This is a genomic window from Roseovarius autotrophicus (assembly GCF_018069895.1).
Classification (GTDB): Bacteria; Pseudomonadota; Alphaproteobacteria; order Rhodobacterales; family Rhodobacteraceae; genus Roseovarius; species Roseovarius autotrophicus.
The window spans coordinates 402,967-418,162 of the sequence record NZ_JAGQDH010000001.1; the positions used below are offsets into that span (position 1 = coordinate 402,967).

Sequence of the window (15,196 nt, forward strand, 5' to 3'; positions counted from 1 at the left end):
TCCCGGCGTGATCCGGCACCCTGCCCGCCCGCGCACAAGGCTCCGGCTCGAAGGCCGGGCAAGGTCAGGTTCGCAGGGATGCAATCCGCCATGGTCCGGGCACCGCGCGCCTTGGTTCGTGGGCAGAGCATGCTTTCCCCTTGACGCCCGATGCCATCCTGTCAAAACCGGGCCTCATGAGCACAGCCACCCTCACCATCGACCTTGACGCGGCCATGGCCAACTGGCGCGCGCTTGACGCGATCAACACCGGCGAGACGGCCGCCGTGGTCAAGGCCGACGCCTATGGTCTGGGCGCGGCGCGCATGGCGCGCGCGCTGGCGCGGGCGGGGGCGCGACATTTCTTCGTGGCCGTGGCCGAGGAAGGCGCGGCGCTGCGCGAGGTGCTGGGACAGAACGTGTCGATCCATGTCTTTTCGGGCCACATGCCGGGCGATGCGGACATGATCGGGGATTGCGGCCTTGTCCCGATGCTCAACTCGGTCGAGCAGCTCATTCGCCACGTCGAGGCCCTGCCCGGCGCACCTTTCGGCATCCAGCTTGACACCGGCATGAACCGGCTGGGGATGGAACCCGCCGAATGGCAGGCGGTGCGCGAAATCGCGCTGGCGCAATCGCCGGTGATGCTCATGTCGCATCTGGCCTGCGCCGACGAGCCGGACCACCCCATGAACCCCCGCCAACTTGCGCTTTTCTGCGAGATGACCGACGGTCTCGACATCCCTCGCAGCCTTGCCAATACCGGCGCGATCCTGCTGCACCCCGATTACCATTTCGACCTCGCCCGCCCCGGGATCGGCACCTATGGCGGCGCGCCTTTCACCGAGGCGCGGCCCGTGGTGACGCTCGATATCCCGGTGATCCAGTGCCGTGACCTCGAAGAAGGGGAAAGTGTCGGCTATGGCTGCGATTTCATCGCCGCCCGTCCCACCCGCATCGCCACGGTCGCGGCGGGCTATGCCGACGGCATCCTGCGCGCCATGGGGCCGCGCACCAGCCTCTGGGCCGAGCATACCCCCTGCCCCATTGCGGGCCGCATCTCGATGGACCTCATTGGCGTCGACATCACCGATCTCGGCCACGATCCCAAAAGCCTGCAATTGCTTGGCCCCCATCAGGGCATCGACACGCTGGCCGAGAACGCGGGCACCATCGGTTATGAAATCCTGACCTCACTGGGGGCGCGCCACACGCGACGCCATATCGGCGGATGACCCTCGTGCTCGGGTTCCTCGCGGCCATCGGACGCAGCACGCTGGCGGGGCTGGCCGGCGTGGGCCGCTTCGCGCTCTATGCCGCCGAGACCATCAGCCACCTTGCCCGCCCGCCCTTCTACACCCGCGAGTTCCTGCAAGCTCTGGTGCAGATCGGCTGGCTGTCGCTGCCCGTCGTGGGTCTCACCGCGCTTTTCACCGGCGGCGCACTCGCCTTGCAGATCTATGCGGGCGGCGCGCGCTTCAACGCGGAAACCGTCGTGCCCTCAATCGTCGCCATTGGCCTCACGCGAGAGCTTGGGCCCGTTCTGGGCGGCCTCATGGTGGCCGCGCGCGTGGCCTCCTCCATCGCCGCCGAGATCGGCACGATGAAGGTGACCGAGCAGATCGACGCCCTCACCACCCTCTCGACCAACCCGATGAAATACCTCACCCTGCCCCGTGTTCTGGCCGCCACCCTTGCCGTGCCGGTGCTGGTGGGCGTGGGCGATGTTATCGGCATCATGGGCGGGTTTCTGGTTGGCGTCGGACGGCTCGATTTCGGGGCGGGGGCCTATCTCAAGACCACGTTTGATTTCCTCGAATCGTGGGACGTGATCTCGGGCCTGATCAAGGGCGCGGTGTTCGGCTTCATCGTCGCGCTGATGGGCTGCTATCACGGGATGAATTCGGGGCGCGGCGCGCAGGGCGTGGGCCGCGCCACGAAAACGGCGGTGGTCGCGGCAAGCGTTCTCATCCTCGCCGCCAATTATGTCCTGACCGAGGTGTTCTTTTCCGCATGATCGAACTGCATGACGTTCACAAGTCATTCGGCGCGCTGAAGGTGCTGCGTGGGATCAACCTGACGATCGAGTCGGGCAAATCGATGGTGATCATCGGCGGTTCGGGCACCGGCAAATCGGTCGCGCTGAAATGCATTCTGGGCCTTGTGGCCCCCGACAGCGGCACCATCACGCTGGACGGGCAGGACGTGACCCGCGGCGACCGCGACGCCTTTCTCGCGCGATTCGGAATGCTGTTTCAGGGCGGCGCACTCTTTGATTCTCTTCCCGTCTGGCAGAACGTGGCGTTTCGCCTGCTGCGCGGCTCGCTCAAGCGCCCCGTGACAGAAGCGCGCGAGATCGCCATCGAAAAACTGCGCCGCGTGGGCCTCAAACCGGACGTGGCCGACAAGTTTCCGGCGGAACTGTCCGGGGGCATGCAGAAACGCGTGGGCCTCGCCCGCGCCATCGCGGCCGAACCCGAAATCATCTTCTTCGACGAGCCAACAACGGGCCTCGATCCGATCATGGCCGGCGTGATCAACGAGTTGATCCGCGAAATCGTGGTCGAGATGGGCGCCACCGCCATGACCATCACCCATGACATGACCAGCGTGCGCGCCATCGCCGACAATGTGGCGATGCTGCATGACGGGGTGATCCAGTGGACCGGCCCGGTCGGCGATATGGACCAGTCGGGCGATCCCTATCTCGATCAGTTCATCCACGGCCGTGCCGAAGGGCCGATCGAATCGGTGCGCTGAACCCGACCGCGTTTCGCATTTGACGCCCCGTGCGCTCTGGGGCATGTCAGGGCCATGGCCAGGCCCACATCCTTTACCTGCACCGCCTGCGGCGCCACCCATAACCGCTGGTCCGGTCGCTGCGATGCGTGCGGCGAGTGGAACGCGATCATCGAGGAGGCCCCGCTGTCCGAGGGCCCAAGGGGGCGCGGCCTTGGCGCGCAGCGCGGCAAGACCATCGCGCTCAGCGATCTGGCCGCCGACGAACCGTCACCGCCGCGCACCCTGTCGGGCATGGCAGAGCTTGACCGGGTTCTCGGCGGCGGGCTGGTGCCCGCCAGCGCCATTCTGGTGGGTGGCGATCCCGGCATCGGCAAATCCACGCTGTTGTTGCAGGCCGCCGCGCGCTTTGCCCAGGCGGGGTTGAAAACCGTCTATGTCACCGGCGAAGAGGCGCGCGCGCAGGTCCGGATGCGCGCCGAACGGCTGGGCCTGCGAACGGCCCCCGTGCGGCTGGCCGCCGCCACGGCGTTGCGCGACATCCTGACCACACTGGAGGCGGAAAAGCCCGATCTGGTGATCATCGATTCGATCCAGACCATGTGGTCGGACGCGATCGAGGCCGCCCCCGGCAGCGTCAGCCAGGTGCGCGCCGCCGCCCACGAACTGACCAGCTTCGCCAAGCGCAGCGGCGCCAGCGTCGTGCTGGTTGGCCATGTCACCAAAGACGGCCAGATCGCAGGCCCCCGCGTGGTCGAGCACATGGTCGATTGCGTGCTCTATTTCGAGGGCGAACGCGGGCATCAGTTCCGCATCCTGCGCTCGGTCAAGAACCGTTTTGGCCCCGCCGACGAAATCGGCGTGTTCGAGATGACCGGCAACGGTCTGGCCGAGGTCGCCAACCCTTCGGCGCTGTTTCTCTCGGGGCGTGGCGCGCCGGCCCCCGGCTCGGTCGTCTTCGCGGGCGTCGAGGGCACGCGACCCCTGCTGGTCGAGTTGCAGGCGCTGGTAGCACCCACGCCCCACGCCCAGCCCCGCCGCGCCGTGGTCGGCTGGGACGGCGCACGGCTGGCCATGATCCTCGCCGTGCTTGAGGCGCGCTGCGCCATCCCCTTCGCCGGGCTTGATGTCTATCTCAACGTGGCGGGCGGCTTGCGCATCACCGAGCCCGCCGCCGATCTTGCCGTGGCCGCCGCGCTGCTTTCCGCGCGCGAAGACGTGGCGATTTCCACGGAAACAGTGATTTTCGGGGAAATCAGCCTGTCCGGGGCGCTGCGCCCCGTGGGCCAGACCGAAAACAGGTTGAAAGAGGCGCAAAAACTTGGTTTCACCAGCGCAATTGTGCCGTCGGGGGGAAAGCCCGGCGGTGACAGCGGCCTCAGCCTGACCCGGATGGGCGATCTGGTGTCGTTCGTTGGCGAGGTTTTCGGCGCAGGGTAAGCGACCGCAGGGACAGGACAGGACCATGGAAGGGTTTACCATCATCGACGGGGTCGTGGCACTGTTCATAGTGCTCTCGGCGCTTCTGGCCTATTCGCGCGGCTTCGTGCGCGAGTCTCTCGCCATCGCGGGCTGGGTTGTGGCGGGCTTTGCGGCCTTCGTCTTCGCGCCGCAGGTCGAGCCGCTGGTCAAGGAAATCCCCGTGGTGGGCGAATTCATCGCCGACAGCTGCGAATTGTCGATGATCGGGGCGTTCGCCGCGGTTTTTGCCGTGGCGCTCATCGTCGCCTCTCTGATTACGCCGCTGTTTTCCTCGCTGGTGCAACGCTCGGCGCTTGGCGGGATCGATCAGGGCCTCGGTTTCGTGTTTGGCGTGGCGCGCGGCGTGCTTCTGATCGCCATCGCCTATTTCGTCTACGACACGGTGGTAAGCACACAAGCCATCGCCATGATTGACGATAGCCGGTCGGCACGGATCTTCGCGCAACTGACCGGCGCGATCGAGGGGCGCGACCCCGAACAGGCGCTCGGCTGGATCACCCGCCAGTATGAGCAGCTTGTCGGCGCCTGCGACAGCACCGCTCTCTGACATCCGCCGCGGCCCAAGGTGCGCGCGCCCGCCAGGGATCATGATAGTTTCGTGACATGGGCCACCCAAGCGCGTATGAGAGGGCCCAAGCGAACAGCACGGATTCGGAGACCGCCCTTGTCCCCCCAGATGCCCCCCGCCCACCCGTTCGACGATGACAAGCTGCGGGAGGAATGCGGCATATTCGGCGTGATCGGCCTGACCGATGCCGCCAATTTCGTCGCCCTCGGCCTGCACGCGCTGCAACATCGCGGGCAGGAGGCCGGCGGCATCGTCAGCCATGATTCCGAACAGGGGTTCAACTCGGTGCGCCGCTTCGGCTATGTGCGCGACAACTTCACCCGCGCCTCGCTGATGGAAAGCCTGCCGGGGCCGCTGGCCATCGGCCATGTGCGCTATTCCACCGCCGGCTCCAAGGGCGCCGCGATCCGCGACGTGCAGCCCTTCTTCGGCGAGTTCTCCATGGGCGGCGCGGCCATTGCCCATAACGGCAACATCACCAATGCCGATGCGCTGCGCCGCGAACTGATCGAGCGCGGCTCGATTTTCCAGTCCGGCTCGGACAGCGAGTGCATCATTCACCTCATGGCCCGCTCCTTGCAACGCAACATCCCCGAGCGGATGGAAGATGCGCTGCGCCGGGTCGAAGGGGCGTTCTCGATCGTGGCCATGACCCGCTCCAAGCTGATCGGCGTGCGCGATCCGCTGGGTGTGCGCCCGCTGGTGCTGGGGCAGTTGGGCGATGGCTGGGTGCTGAGTTCCGAGACCTGCGCGCTCGACATCATCGGCGCGCGCCTTGTGAGAGAGATCGAACCGGGCGAAATGGTGGTGATTTCCGCCAAGAGCGGCGTCGAGAGCCATTTCCCCTTCCGCCGCCAACCGTCCAAGTTCTGCATCTTCGAGCATGTCTATTTCTCGCGCCCCGATTCGCTCATCGGCGGGCGCTCGGTCTATGAGACGCGCCACCAGATCGGCGTGGAACTGGCGCGCGAGGCCCCCGTCGATGCCGATCTCGTCTGCCCCGTGCCCGACAGCGGCACCCCCGCCGCCATCGGCTTCAGCCACGAATCGGGCATTCCCTTCGCCATGGGGATCATCCGCAATCAATACATGGGCCGCACCTTCATCGAGCCGACCGAGCAGATCCGCAACATGGGCGTGCGATTGAAACTCAACGTCAACCGCGCCCTGATCAAGGGCAAGCGGGTGGTCCTTGTCGATGACAGCGTGGTGCGCGGCACCACCAGCCGCAAGATCAAGGAAATGATCCTCGATGCCGGCGCGGCCGAGGTGCATTTCCGCATCGCCTCGCCGCCGACCGCCTGGCCCTGTTTTTACGGGGTGGACACACCGCAGCGTGAAAAGCTCCTGGCCGCCACCATGTCCGAAGAGGAGATGCGCGAACATCTGGCCGTGGACAGTCTCAAGTTCATCACGCTCGACGGGCTATACCGCGCCGTCGGACAGGCCAGCGGGCGCAATGCGGCCTGCCCGCAATATTGCGATGCGTGTTTCTCGGGTGACTACCCGGTTGCCCCCTCGGACATGATCGAAAAGGGCTTTGCCCTCAAGACCGCTGCCGAGTAGGCATGATCGCGCGCAAGGGCGGATGAACGCACGGTCCCGGCGGAATTACGCCGCATCGCAGCATCCCCCCTTTCCACGGCCTGTGCGTCTGACTAGATGGCCTGTCACATCACGTCACGAAGGCGCATCATGTCCGAACAGCCCGAAATCCCCGCCGCGATCCATGCGGCGGCCACCCAGCAGAACGCCCTGCCCCCAGGCGGGCTCGTTCTTCTCGGCACGATGCACGGCCCCGATACCGCGCGCGCCCTGCTGCGGCTCGACAACGGCAAGATCCGCTCGGTCGAGACCGGCGCGCAGATCGGCAACGCCACCGTCGCCGCCATCGGCGAGGGGGTGGTGATCCTCGCCACGCGGGGGCGCGCGCATCGGCTCGAAATGCCCCGCAGCTGAGCGCACACCCTTGCCCCGTCCCCCCTCACCGCATAGACAGGTCCGCGGAGGGGCGCGATGCCCCGGCGTCGATCAAGAGCGAGGACACGCATGGCAGGCAAGGGCATTTCCAGGGGCGCGATGTGGGTTCTGATGGGGCTGCTCGTCATCGGGCTTGCCGGGTTCGGGGTTACCAATCTCGGCGGCACCGTGCGCAGCGTCGGCAGTGTCGGCGATGCCAAGATCGACGTGAACACCTATGCCCGCGCGCTGCGCAACGAGATGAACGCCCTTGCCGCGCAACGCGGCGCGCCGGCAAGCTTCGCCCAGGCCCGCGAGGCCGGTCTTGACCAGCGCGTGCTCGCGCAGCTTGTCGCCCGCGCGGCGCTCGAACACGAGGCGGGCGCCCTGGGCATTTCCGTGGGCGACGAAATCCTTCGCGGAGAGATCCTCTCGATTCCCGCCTTCCAGGGCCTTGACGGCAGCTTCGATCGACAGGCCTATCGCTTTGCCCTGCAACAATCGGGGCTGAACGAGGCGCAGTTCGAACAGAGCATCCGCGCCGAAACCGCCTCGACGCTGGTGCAGGCGGCGGCCCTTGCCGGCTTGCGCGCGCCTGCCGCCCATACCGAGGCGATGATCGACTGGCTCGGCGAACGACGCAGCCTGAGCTTCGCCACACTCTCGCGCAGCGATCTTGCGACCGGCCTGCCCGAGCCTTCCGAGGACGATTTGCGCGCCTATCACGAGACGCACAAGGCTCGGTTCACCACCCCGGAGGCCCGTCGCCTGACCTATGCCTGGGTGACCCCCGAAATGCTGATCGACACCGTCGAGGTGGACGATGACGCGCTCCGCGCCGCCTATGAAGAGCGCGCCGAGGAATTCAACCTGCCCGAGCGCCGCCTTGTCGAACGTCTGGTCTTTGCCGACGAGGCCGCCGCCACCCGCGCGATGGACCGCATCGCCGAAGGCATCCGCCTGGAAATGCTGGTGGCCGAGCGTGGCCTCGACATGGCCGATATCGACCTTGGCGATGTCACTGTCGATGACCTTGGCGCCGCCGCCGCCGCCGTGTTTGCAGCCCCTGTGGGCGAGGTCGTAGGCCCGATCCAAACCAGCATCGGCCCCGCGCTTTTCCGCGTCAATGCCGTGCTCGTCGCCCAGAGCACCCCGTTCGAGGATGCCCGGACCGATCTGCGCGACGCACTGGCCCTCGACCGCGCGCGCCGCGTCATCGACCGTCTGGGCGAGACCGCCGACGACCTGCTCGCAGGGGGGGCCTCGCTCGAGGATCTGGCCCGCGAAACCGACCTGGTTCAGGGCGAGATCGCCTGGCATCCGGGCATGACCGACGGGATCGCCGGCTACCCCGCCTTCCGCCGCGCCGCTCAGGAGGCGCGCGAGGGCGGTTATCCCAGGGTGAACCAGCTTGAGGATGGCGGCGTATTCGCGCTGCGTCTCGAAGGCATCGAGGCCCCGCGCATCCAGCCTCTCGACGATGTGCGCGACGCGGTGCTCGCCGGGTGGCGCGCCGAGGCCACGGTGGCCGCGCTCAGAGAGCAGGCCGCCCCGGCGATCGAGGCGTTGCGCGACGGGGCCAGCTTTGCCGATCACGGCCTCGCGACCACCGAAGTGACGGACCTTACCCGCCGCGACTATCGCACCGACGCGCCTGCGTCCTTCATCGAAACAGTGTTCGGGATGGACGAGGGTGAGGTGCACATGATCGACGGCAACGGCCGCCTCTTCATCCTGCGGCTCGACAGCATCGCCCCGCCACCCGAGAACGATCCCGACCTGACCACGATCGCGACGGCCCTGGCGGATCAGGTGACCGGCGATCTCGGGCAGGATCTGTTCCAGCTTCTCGCGGATGATATCCGCGCCCGTGCGGGCGTCTCGCTCGATCAGGCAGCGCTCAACGCCGTTCACGCGAATTTCAACTGAGGACTGCCCGCCTTGGACCTGACGCCCGATTACGACAGCTTCGCCCGCGCCTATGAGGCGGGCGAGAACCAGGTGGTGTACACGCGCCTTGCCGCCGATCTCGATACGCCTGTGTCGCTCATGCTCAAGCTGACGGGTGCTGCGCGCGACGCCTTCCTGCTGGAATCGGTCACCGGCGGCGAGGTGCGCGGCCGCTATTCGATCATCGGCATGAAACCCGATGTGATCTGGCAGTGCCACGGGCAGACAAGCCGCATCAACCGCGCCGCCCGCTTCGACCCGGACGCCTTCGCAGCGCAGGATTGCGACCCGCTCACCAACCTCCGCGCGCTCATTGCCGAGAGCCGCATCAAACTGCCCGAAGACCTGCCCGCCGCAAGTGCCGGGCTTTTCGGCTATCTCGGCTATGACATGATCCGCCTGGTGGAACACCTGCCCGACATGCCGCCCGACACGCTCGGCCTGCCGGACGCGGTGATGATAAGGCCCTCGGTCGTGGCCGTACTCGACGGGGTCAAGGGCGAGGTGATCGTCGTGGCCCCGGCCTGGGCGGGATCGGGCCAATCGGCACGCGCGGCCTATGCGCAGGCCGCCGAACGGGTGATGGACGCGGTGCGCGATCTCGACCGCGCCCTCCCGCAGGCCAGCCGCAGTCTCGGCGCGGCCCATGAGGACGCGGCGCCGGTGTCGAACTTCACCCGCGAGGACTACAAGGCCGCCGTGGAAAAGGCCCGCGACTATATCCGTGCGGGCGACATCTTTCAGGTGGTGCCCTCGCAACGCTGGACACAGCCCTTTCACCGCCCGCCCTTCGCGCTCTACCGCAGCTTGCGGCGCACCAACCCGTCGCCCTTCATGTTCTATTTCAATTTCGGCGGGTTCCAGGTGATCGGCGCCAGCCCCGAAATCCTCGTCCGCGTCTTCGGGCAAGAGGTGACGATCCGCCCCATCGCAGGCACCCGCCCGCGCGGCGCCACCCCTGAGGAGGACCGCGCGTTCGAGGCCGATTTGCTGGCCGACCAGAAGGAACTGGCCGAGCACCTGATGCTGCTCGATCTGGGCCGCAATGATGCGGGCCGCGTCTGCAAGATCGGAACCGTACGCCCGACCGAGCAGTTCATCATCGAACGCTACAGCCACGTCATGCACATCGTCTCGAATGTGGTGGGCGAGTTGGCACCGGAGCATGACGCGCTCTCGGCGCTGCTGGCCGGTCTGCCCGCGGGCACCGTCTCGGGCGCGCCCAAGGTGCGTGCCATGCAGATCATCGACGAGTTGGAGCCGGAAAAACGCGGCGTCTATGGCGGCGGCGTGGGCTATTTCAGCGCGGGCGGCGACATGGATGTGTGCATCGCGCTGCGCACGGCGGTGGTGAAGGAAGACAAGCTCTATATTCAGGCCGGTGGCGGCGTGGTCTATGACAGCGACCCCGAGGCCGAATATATGGAAACCGTCCACAAATCCAACGCCATCCGCCGCGCGGCAGCGGATGCGGCGCGGTTCGACGGCAGCGGCAACGGCTGAGGGGGCGCGAGAATTTCATCCTGAAATTCTCGCCAGAAAATTCTTCGGAAGAAGAATTTTTTCGCACGATTGGTAGCGGAGATCCCCCGGCACCCTTGATCCATGTCAAGGCACCAAAGCTTGGGTGAATATATATTCCAACTAGGGAATATATCAGGAGACACGCCATGACCGCCCTGCCCCGCCGCGCCGCCACAGCGCTTCTGGCCCTCGGCCTTGCCCTTTCGCCCATGGCCCTTGTCGCCGAACCGCTCACACTCTCCGATCCGGTCGCCGCCGACAGCCTGCCGGCATCCAAGCAAATCGCCGCCGGACTCTATATAACCGCCGCCGACGCCGCCCGCGTCCTCGAAGCCAATCCCAATGTCGCGCTCGTCGATGTGCGCACCCCCGCCGAGATCGCGCTGATCGGCTATGCCACGCCCACCGCCGCCCATATCCCCGCGCAATTCCTCGCCGCTGAGCCCGAGTTCAGCAAGGGCAGCTACAAGATGGTGGACAACCCCGGTTTCATCCAGGAATTCGTTGCCTGGCTCGCCAGCGACGCCGCGCGCGGTATCGACACTGTGCTCGTCACCTGCCGCTCGGGTTCGCGCAGTGCCACCGCCATCGCCAAACTGGCCGCGGCGGGCGTAAGCGTCGATCTCTACAACATCGTCGATGGGTTCGAGGGCGACAGGGGCGAGAACGGCGCGCGCGACCTCAACGGCTGGCGCAATGCAGGCCTGCCCTGGACCTACAAGATCCGCGAAGGCCTGCGCCCCGGCCATAACTGAGCCTTGCCGCATCATCGCGGGTAAGGCATGAGGCGGGCATGACCCGCCTCATTCTCTTCAACAAGCCTTACGGCGTGCTCTCGCAATTCACCGACAGTGGCACGTCGGACAGCCCCCGCGCCACGCTCTCCGATTACATCGACCTGCCGCGCGTCTATCCCGCCGGTCGCCTCGACCGCGACAGCGAGGGGCTTCTGCTGCTGACCGATGACGGCAAGTTACAGGCGCGCATCGCCTCACCCCGCTTCAAGACCGCGAAAACCTATCTGGTGCAGGTCGAGGGCCTGCCCGATGAGGCCGCGCTTGACGCGCTGCGCCAGGGCGTCACGTTGAATGACGGTCCCACCCGCCCCGCCCGCGTCCGCCGCATCGATCCGCCCGCTCTCTGGCCGCGCGATCCACCGGTGCGCTGGCGCAAATCGGTACCCGATTGCTGGCTGGAACTGACCATCACAGAGGGACGCAACCGGCAGGTGCGCCGCATGACGGCGCATGTGGACCACCCAACGCTGCGCCTCGTGCGCTGGCGGATCGGGGATTGGACGCTCGACGGTCTCGTTCCGGGGCAATGGCGCGACGCCTGATCCCGCTCAGGCCGCCTCGCGCGTCACGTCATGGGCATATATCCAGTCGAATTGCCGGATCATCCGCTCGGGAGCCAGCGCGCCGCCTGCGCGCAACGCGGTATGCGCGGCCCAGCGGAGCGGCGGAAAACTGAGGTGATATTTCCAGGCATTGCGGCTTGCCGCCTCGACCACCCGACGCGTGCGCCCCTCCCGCCGCACCTGATAGCGCGCAAGCCCGGCCTCCACCGTCTCTGCCCGGCTCAGCGCATCGGCCAGGACCCAGGCATCCTCAAGCGCCATGCAGGCGCCCTGCGCCATGAAGGGCAAGGTGGGATGCGCCGCATCGCCCAGAATCGCCACCCCGCCCCGCTGCCAGACCCGCGCCACCGGATGCCGGAAAAGGCCCCACAGATGCACCGTTTCCACAGCGGCCAGCATCTCGCGCACCTCCGCCCCGAAATCGTTGAAGGCCGCGCGCAGCGCCTGCGGATCGTCGGTCTGGCTCCAGCTTTCCGAGGTCCACGCCGCGCGTTCCTGCACCGCCACAAGGTTGAGAAGACTGCCCTCGCGCAGCGGGTAGCTCACCACATGGCGCAGCGGTCCCATATGCACGCGCACCTCCGCGCCGCGCCCCGCCGCATTGGGGACAAGCGCGCGCCACGCCACCTGCCGGGTAAAGAACGGCGCGGTGATCCCGTTCAGCGCCGTGCGCGCCACCGAATGCAGCCCGTCCGCCCCGATCACCAGATCGGCCTCGAAGGCGGCACCACTTGCAGTCTCGACGCGCGGACGCGCCCCCGGCCCCACGTCCGTCACCTTCTGCAACAGGCGAAACCGGGCGCCCGCTGCGCGCGCCCCCTCGGCCAGCAGGTCGATCAGGTCGGCGCGATGCACAAAGTGATACTCGGCCCGTGTCAGCCGCCCGAGATCGAGCCGCAGCACCTCACCCCCGTGATAATCGCACAGATGCACCGCCGCGCCGCGCACCGAGCGCAAGGCGTCCCCCAGCCCGAGCGCCGCGAGCACGGCAAATCCGTTGGGGCTGATCTGAAGCCCTGCGCCCACCTCGGCGATCTCGGGGGCCTGTTCGAACACCGTCACGTCCGCGCCGCGCAGCGCCAGCGCGCGCGCCACCGCAAGCCCGCCTATCCCCGCACCGATCACGGCGATTTTCATCTCGTCGAGCCGCATCCATCCCTTTCCCGAAACGACACGCGCCGGAGACGGGCCCCGGCGCGAATGATCCTTGCCACGATCCGAAGCAATCGCCTCAGTCGTCGCGATGCACCTTTTCGCGCCGCTCGTGGCGTTCCTGCGCCTCCAGCGTCATCGTGGCGATGGGGCGCGCGTCAAGACGCTTGAGGCTGATCGGCTCTCCCGTCTTCTCGCAATAGCCGAATTCGCCATCCTCGATCCGGCGCAGCGCCGCGTCGATCTTGGTGACCAGCTTGCGCTGGCGGTCGCGGGTCCGCAGTTCCAGCGCGCGGTCGGTCTCCTCGCTGGCGCGGTCAGCCACATCCGGAATCGCGCGGGTGCCGTCCTGAAGCGCCACGATCGTCTCTCGGCTGCCTTCGAGCAGTTCCAGCCGCCAGCGCACCAGCTTGCGACGGAAGTATTCAAGCTGCCGCTCGTTCATGAACGGCTCGTCCTCTGCCGGCTGGTAATCCTCTGGCAAGAACACTTCGGCTTTCATCTCGATCCCCTCATCAAGGCCAGTATCTGGCATCATGAACTCCTAAGACAATCTATGCCCTCGAGCGCCCGTCTACACTTGGGGCCGGGGATTGTCACTAGCCAATCACACGGCATTGATGTGACGCCGTGAACCATCTAGTTTCGCCCCGAAAGCCGCCGCCCTGCCGCGCGAAAGGATTGATACACTGATGAAATTCGAGGGAACAGACGCCTATGTGGCCACCGACGACCTGACCGTTGCCGTCAACGCTGCGGTGACGCTCGAACGCCCGCTTCTGGTAAAGGGAGAGCCGGGCACGGGCAAGACCGAGCTTGCACGCCAGGTCGCGCAGGCCATGGGGATGCGCCTTATCGAGTGGCATGTGAAATCGACCACGCGCGCGGCGCAGGGCCTTTATGAATACGATGCCGTCTCGCGCCTGCGCGACAGCCAGTTGGGCGACGCGCGCGTGCATGACGTGCGCAACTACATCCGCCGCGGCAAGCTCTGGGAGGCATTCGCCTCGGAGGCGCGCGTGGTGCTGCTCATCGACGAGATCGACAAGGCCGATATCGAGTTCCCCAACGACCTGTTGCAGGAACTCGACCGGATGGAATTCCACGTCTACGAAACCGGCGAGACAATCCGCGCCCGCCACCGCCCCGTCATCATCATCACCTCGAACAACGAGAAGGAACTGCCCGATGCCTTCCTGCGGCGGTGTTTTTTCCACTACATCCGCTTCCCCGATCCCGAGACCATGAAGCGAATCGTCGCCGTCCATCATCCCGGAATCAAGGAGGCGCTGCTGACCGCCGCACTCACGCAATTCTACGAGATCCGCGAGCAGCCCGGGCTGAAGAAAAAGCCCTCCACCTCCGAGGTGCTCGACTGGCTCAGGCTGCTTCTCGCCGAGGATCTCGCGCCCGAGGATCTGCGCCGCGACGGGGCGGATGCGCTGCCGAAACTTCACGGCGCGCTTCTGAAGAACGAACAGGATGTGCATCTCTTCGAGCGGCTTGCCTTCATGGCGCGACGGCAGAGATGACAGCCGGGAATGTCGCGGTTTTTTCCTGACAGGGCAGACAACCCGTGTCAGACATGGTTCGGACGCGATCTTTCCGGGGAAAGGAGAGCGCAGATGGACCACGCGTCGGTGATGACGCTTGCGCAATGGGCACGCGGCAGCGAGTGGCGTCTTTCGCTGCAACATTCCTGCGCCCGCCATGCCCTTGTCTGGATCACGCGCGGACAGGGCATTGCCATTGTGGAGGGGGTGCGGCGCGGGCTTGGTGTGCATAACGCGCTCGTGCTGCCCACAGGCACGATGTTCTCCATCGAGCCGGGCAAGACCGGGTTCGGCCTCGTATGCGAAATCCCCCGCCAGAGTGCCGCCCCCATGCCCGACCGCCCGCATCATCTGCGCATCCGCGACGTGGCGGGCCAGAACGAATTGACCGTGCTCTTCGAGGCAATGAGCCGTGCGCAGAGCGACGCGCGCCCCTTCGCGGAGGAGGTGCGCGACGCGCTCGCCGCGCAAATCAGCGTCTGGCTGCGCCGCGCCCTCATCACCCACCCGGAGGAGACGCGCCCCTCGGCCCCGGAACGGCTGGTGCGCGCCTATGCCGCGCTGGTCGAACGACATTACCGGGAAGGAAAGAGCATGGCGGATCACGCCCGCACCCTCGGCATCACGCCCACCCATCTCACCCGCACCTGCCGCAAGCTCTCGGGTCAGAGCGCAGCCGATCTGCTGACCCAACGCAGCCTTCACGCCGCGCGCGACCTGATCGAGACCACCGAGCGCCCCATGGCCGAGATCGCCGCCAGCCTAGGCTTCGGCAGCGCCGCCTATTTCTCGCGCTTCATCGTGCACCATAGCGGGAAGACCCCTTCGGAATTGCGCGCCGCCTGTCGCGCACGCCCGCCCGCGCGACTGGCGATTTAACCCCGCTCACGGGTTGCGCCCGTATTGCAGGCAAGGTCTAATGACGACGGA

15 protein-coding genes are annotated in these 15,196 nt (G+C 66.6%); 13 read left to right on the plus strand and 2 right to left on the minus strand.

Annotated features, from left to right (window positions below; translation table 11 throughout):
• Positions 1-176 precede the first annotated feature (176 nt).
• From alr to KAK09_RS02115, 11 genes are all read left to right on the plus strand, one after another.
• Positions 177-1,214, plus strand: coding sequence for an alanine racemase (gene alr / locus KAK09_RS02065; protein ID WP_210877163.1), 1,038 nt, complete (start codon positions 177-179; stop codon positions 1,212-1,214).
• Complete coding sequence (locus KAK09_RS02070) at positions 1,211-1,996, plus strand: MlaE family ABC transporter permease (protein ID WP_210877164.1); 786 nt, start codon at positions 1,211-1,213, stop codon at positions 1,994-1,996. The genes alr and KAK09_RS02070 overlap by 4 nt, the downstream gene beginning before the upstream one ends.
• Entirely contained in the window at positions 1,993-2,739 is a 747-nt protein-coding gene (locus KAK09_RS02075) for an ABC transporter ATP-binding protein (RefSeq protein ID WP_210877165.1), read from the plus strand. The genes KAK09_RS02070 and KAK09_RS02075 overlap by 4 nt, the downstream gene beginning before the upstream one ends.
• A gap of 54 nt (positions 2,740-2,793) precedes the next feature.
• A complete protein-coding gene (radA, locus tag KAK09_RS02080; protein ID WP_210877166.1) occupies positions 2,794-4,158 on the plus strand; it encodes a DNA repair protein RadA in 1,365 nt (454 codons plus the stop codon).
• A gap of 25 nt (positions 4,159-4,183) precedes the next feature.
• Positions 4,184-4,747, plus strand: a complete 564-nt coding sequence (locus KAK09_RS02085) for a CvpA family protein (protein ID WP_210877167.1) — start codon at positions 4,184-4,186, stop codon at positions 4,745-4,747.
• Positions 4,748-4,876: 129 nt separating this feature from the next.
• The gene (gene purF / locus KAK09_RS02090) at positions 4,877-6,334 is read left to right on the plus strand and encodes an amidophosphoribosyltransferase (RefSeq protein WP_210877365.1); all 1,458 of its coding nucleotides are present in this window, start codon (positions 4,877-4,879) and stop codon (positions 6,332-6,334) included.
• Between the two features lie 129 nt (positions 6,335-6,463).
• Positions 6,464-6,727, plus strand: coding sequence for a hypothetical protein (locus KAK09_RS02095; RefSeq protein ID WP_210877168.1), 264 nt, complete (start codon positions 6,464-6,466; stop codon positions 6,725-6,727).
• A 90-nt stretch (positions 6,728-6,817) separates the two neighbouring features.
• Entirely contained in the window at positions 6,818-8,656 is a 1,839-nt protein-coding gene (locus tag KAK09_RS02100; protein WP_210877169.1) for a peptidyl-prolyl cis-trans isomerase, read from the plus strand.
• Positions 8,657-8,668: 12 nt separating this feature from the next.
• Complete coding sequence (gene trpE, locus KAK09_RS02105) at positions 8,669-10,180, plus strand: anthranilate synthase component I (RefSeq protein WP_210877170.1); 1,512 nt, start codon at positions 8,669-8,671, stop codon at positions 10,178-10,180.
• Positions 10,181-10,347: 167 nt separating this feature from the next.
• Positions 10,348-10,956, plus strand: coding sequence for a rhodanese-like domain-containing protein (locus KAK09_RS02110; RefSeq protein ID WP_210877171.1), 609 nt, complete (start codon positions 10,348-10,350; stop codon positions 10,954-10,956).
• Positions 10,957-10,994: 38 nt separating this feature from the next.
• Positions 10,995-11,540, plus strand: a complete 546-nt coding sequence (locus KAK09_RS02115; protein ID WP_210877172.1) for a pseudouridine synthase — start codon at positions 10,995-10,997, stop codon at positions 11,538-11,540.
• A 6-nt stretch (positions 11,541-11,546) separates the two neighbouring features.
• On the opposite strand, the gene KAK09_RS02120 is transcribed toward KAK09_RS02115, so the two are convergent.
• Complete coding sequence (locus KAK09_RS02120; protein ID WP_210877173.1) at positions 11,547-12,713, minus strand: FAD-dependent oxidoreductase; 1,167 nt, start codon at positions 12,711-12,713, stop codon at positions 11,547-11,549.
• 79 nt (positions 12,714-12,792) lie between these two features.
• On the minus strand, positions 12,793-13,248 hold the full coding sequence (gene dksA / locus KAK09_RS02125) for an RNA polymerase-binding protein DksA (RefSeq protein ID WP_210877174.1): 456 nt from the start codon (positions 13,246-13,248) through the stop codon (positions 12,793-12,795).
• Positions 13,249-13,405: 157 nt separating this feature from the next.
• Here dksA and KAK09_RS02130 point away from each other — a divergent pair, with 157 nt between their 5' ends.
• Both KAK09_RS02130 and KAK09_RS02135 read left to right on the plus strand, forming a co-directional pair.
• A complete protein-coding gene (locus KAK09_RS02130) occupies positions 13,406-14,245 on the plus strand; it encodes an AAA family ATPase (protein ID WP_210877175.1) in 840 nt (279 codons plus the stop codon).
• 93 nt (positions 14,246-14,338) lie between these two features.
• Positions 14,339-15,145: a helix-turn-helix domain-containing protein gene (locus KAK09_RS02135; protein ID WP_210877176.1), complete on the plus strand. Its 807-nt coding sequence runs from the start codon at positions 14,339-14,341 to the stop codon at positions 15,143-15,145.
• Positions 15,146-15,196 lie beyond the last annotated feature (51 nt).

Excerpts from the sequence above, each read along its gene's own strand:
- alr (WP_210877163.1), top strand. The coding sequence starts at position 177 with ATGAGCACAGCCACCCTCACCATCGACCTTGACGCGGCCATGGCCAAC.
- purF (WP_210877365.1), top strand. The coding sequence starts at position 4,877 with ATGCCCCCCGCCCACCCGTTCGACGATGACAAGCTGCGGGAGGAATGC.
- KAK09_RS02110 (WP_210877171.1), top strand. The coding sequence starts at position 10,348 with ATGACCGCCCTGCCCCGCCGCGCCGCCACAGCGCTTCTGGCCCTCGGC.
- KAK09_RS02070 (WP_210877164.1), top strand. The coding sequence starts at position 1,211 with ATGACCCTCGTGCTCGGGTTCCTCGCGGCCATCGGACGCAGCACGCTG.
- KAK09_RS02115 (WP_210877172.1), top strand. The coding sequence starts at position 10,995 with ATGACCCGCCTCATTCTCTTCAACAAGCCTTACGGCGTGCTCTCGCAA.
- KAK09_RS02130 (WP_210877175.1), top strand. The coding sequence starts at position 13,406 with ATGAAATTCGAGGGAACAGACGCCTATGTGGCCACCGACGACCTGACC.
- radA (WP_210877166.1), top strand. The coding sequence starts at position 2,794 with ATGGCCAGGCCCACATCCTTTACCTGCACCGCCTGCGGCGCCACCCAT.
- KAK09_RS02135 (WP_210877176.1), top strand. The coding sequence starts at position 14,339 with ATGGACCACGCGTCGGTGATGACGCTTGCGCAATGGGCACGCGGCAGC.
- KAK09_RS02075 (WP_210877165.1), top strand. The coding sequence starts at position 1,993 with ATGATCGAACTGCATGACGTTCACAAGTCATTCGGCGCGCTGAAGGTG.
- KAK09_RS02085 (WP_210877167.1), top strand. The coding sequence starts at position 4,184 with ATGGAAGGGTTTACCATCATCGACGGGGTCGTGGCACTGTTCATAGTG.
- KAK09_RS02120 (WP_210877173.1), bottom strand. The coding sequence starts at position 12,713 with ATGCGGCTCGACGAGATGAAAATCGCCGTGATCGGTGCGGGGATAGGC.
- KAK09_RS02100 (WP_210877169.1), top strand. The coding sequence starts at position 6,818 with ATGGCAGGCAAGGGCATTTCCAGGGGCGCGATGTGGGTTCTGATGGGG.
- KAK09_RS02095 (WP_210877168.1), top strand. The coding sequence starts at position 6,464 with ATGTCCGAACAGCCCGAAATCCCCGCCGCGATCCATGCGGCGGCCACC.
- dksA (WP_210877174.1), bottom strand. The coding sequence starts at position 13,248 with ATGCCAGATACTGGCCTTGATGAGGGGATCGAGATGAAAGCCGAAGTG.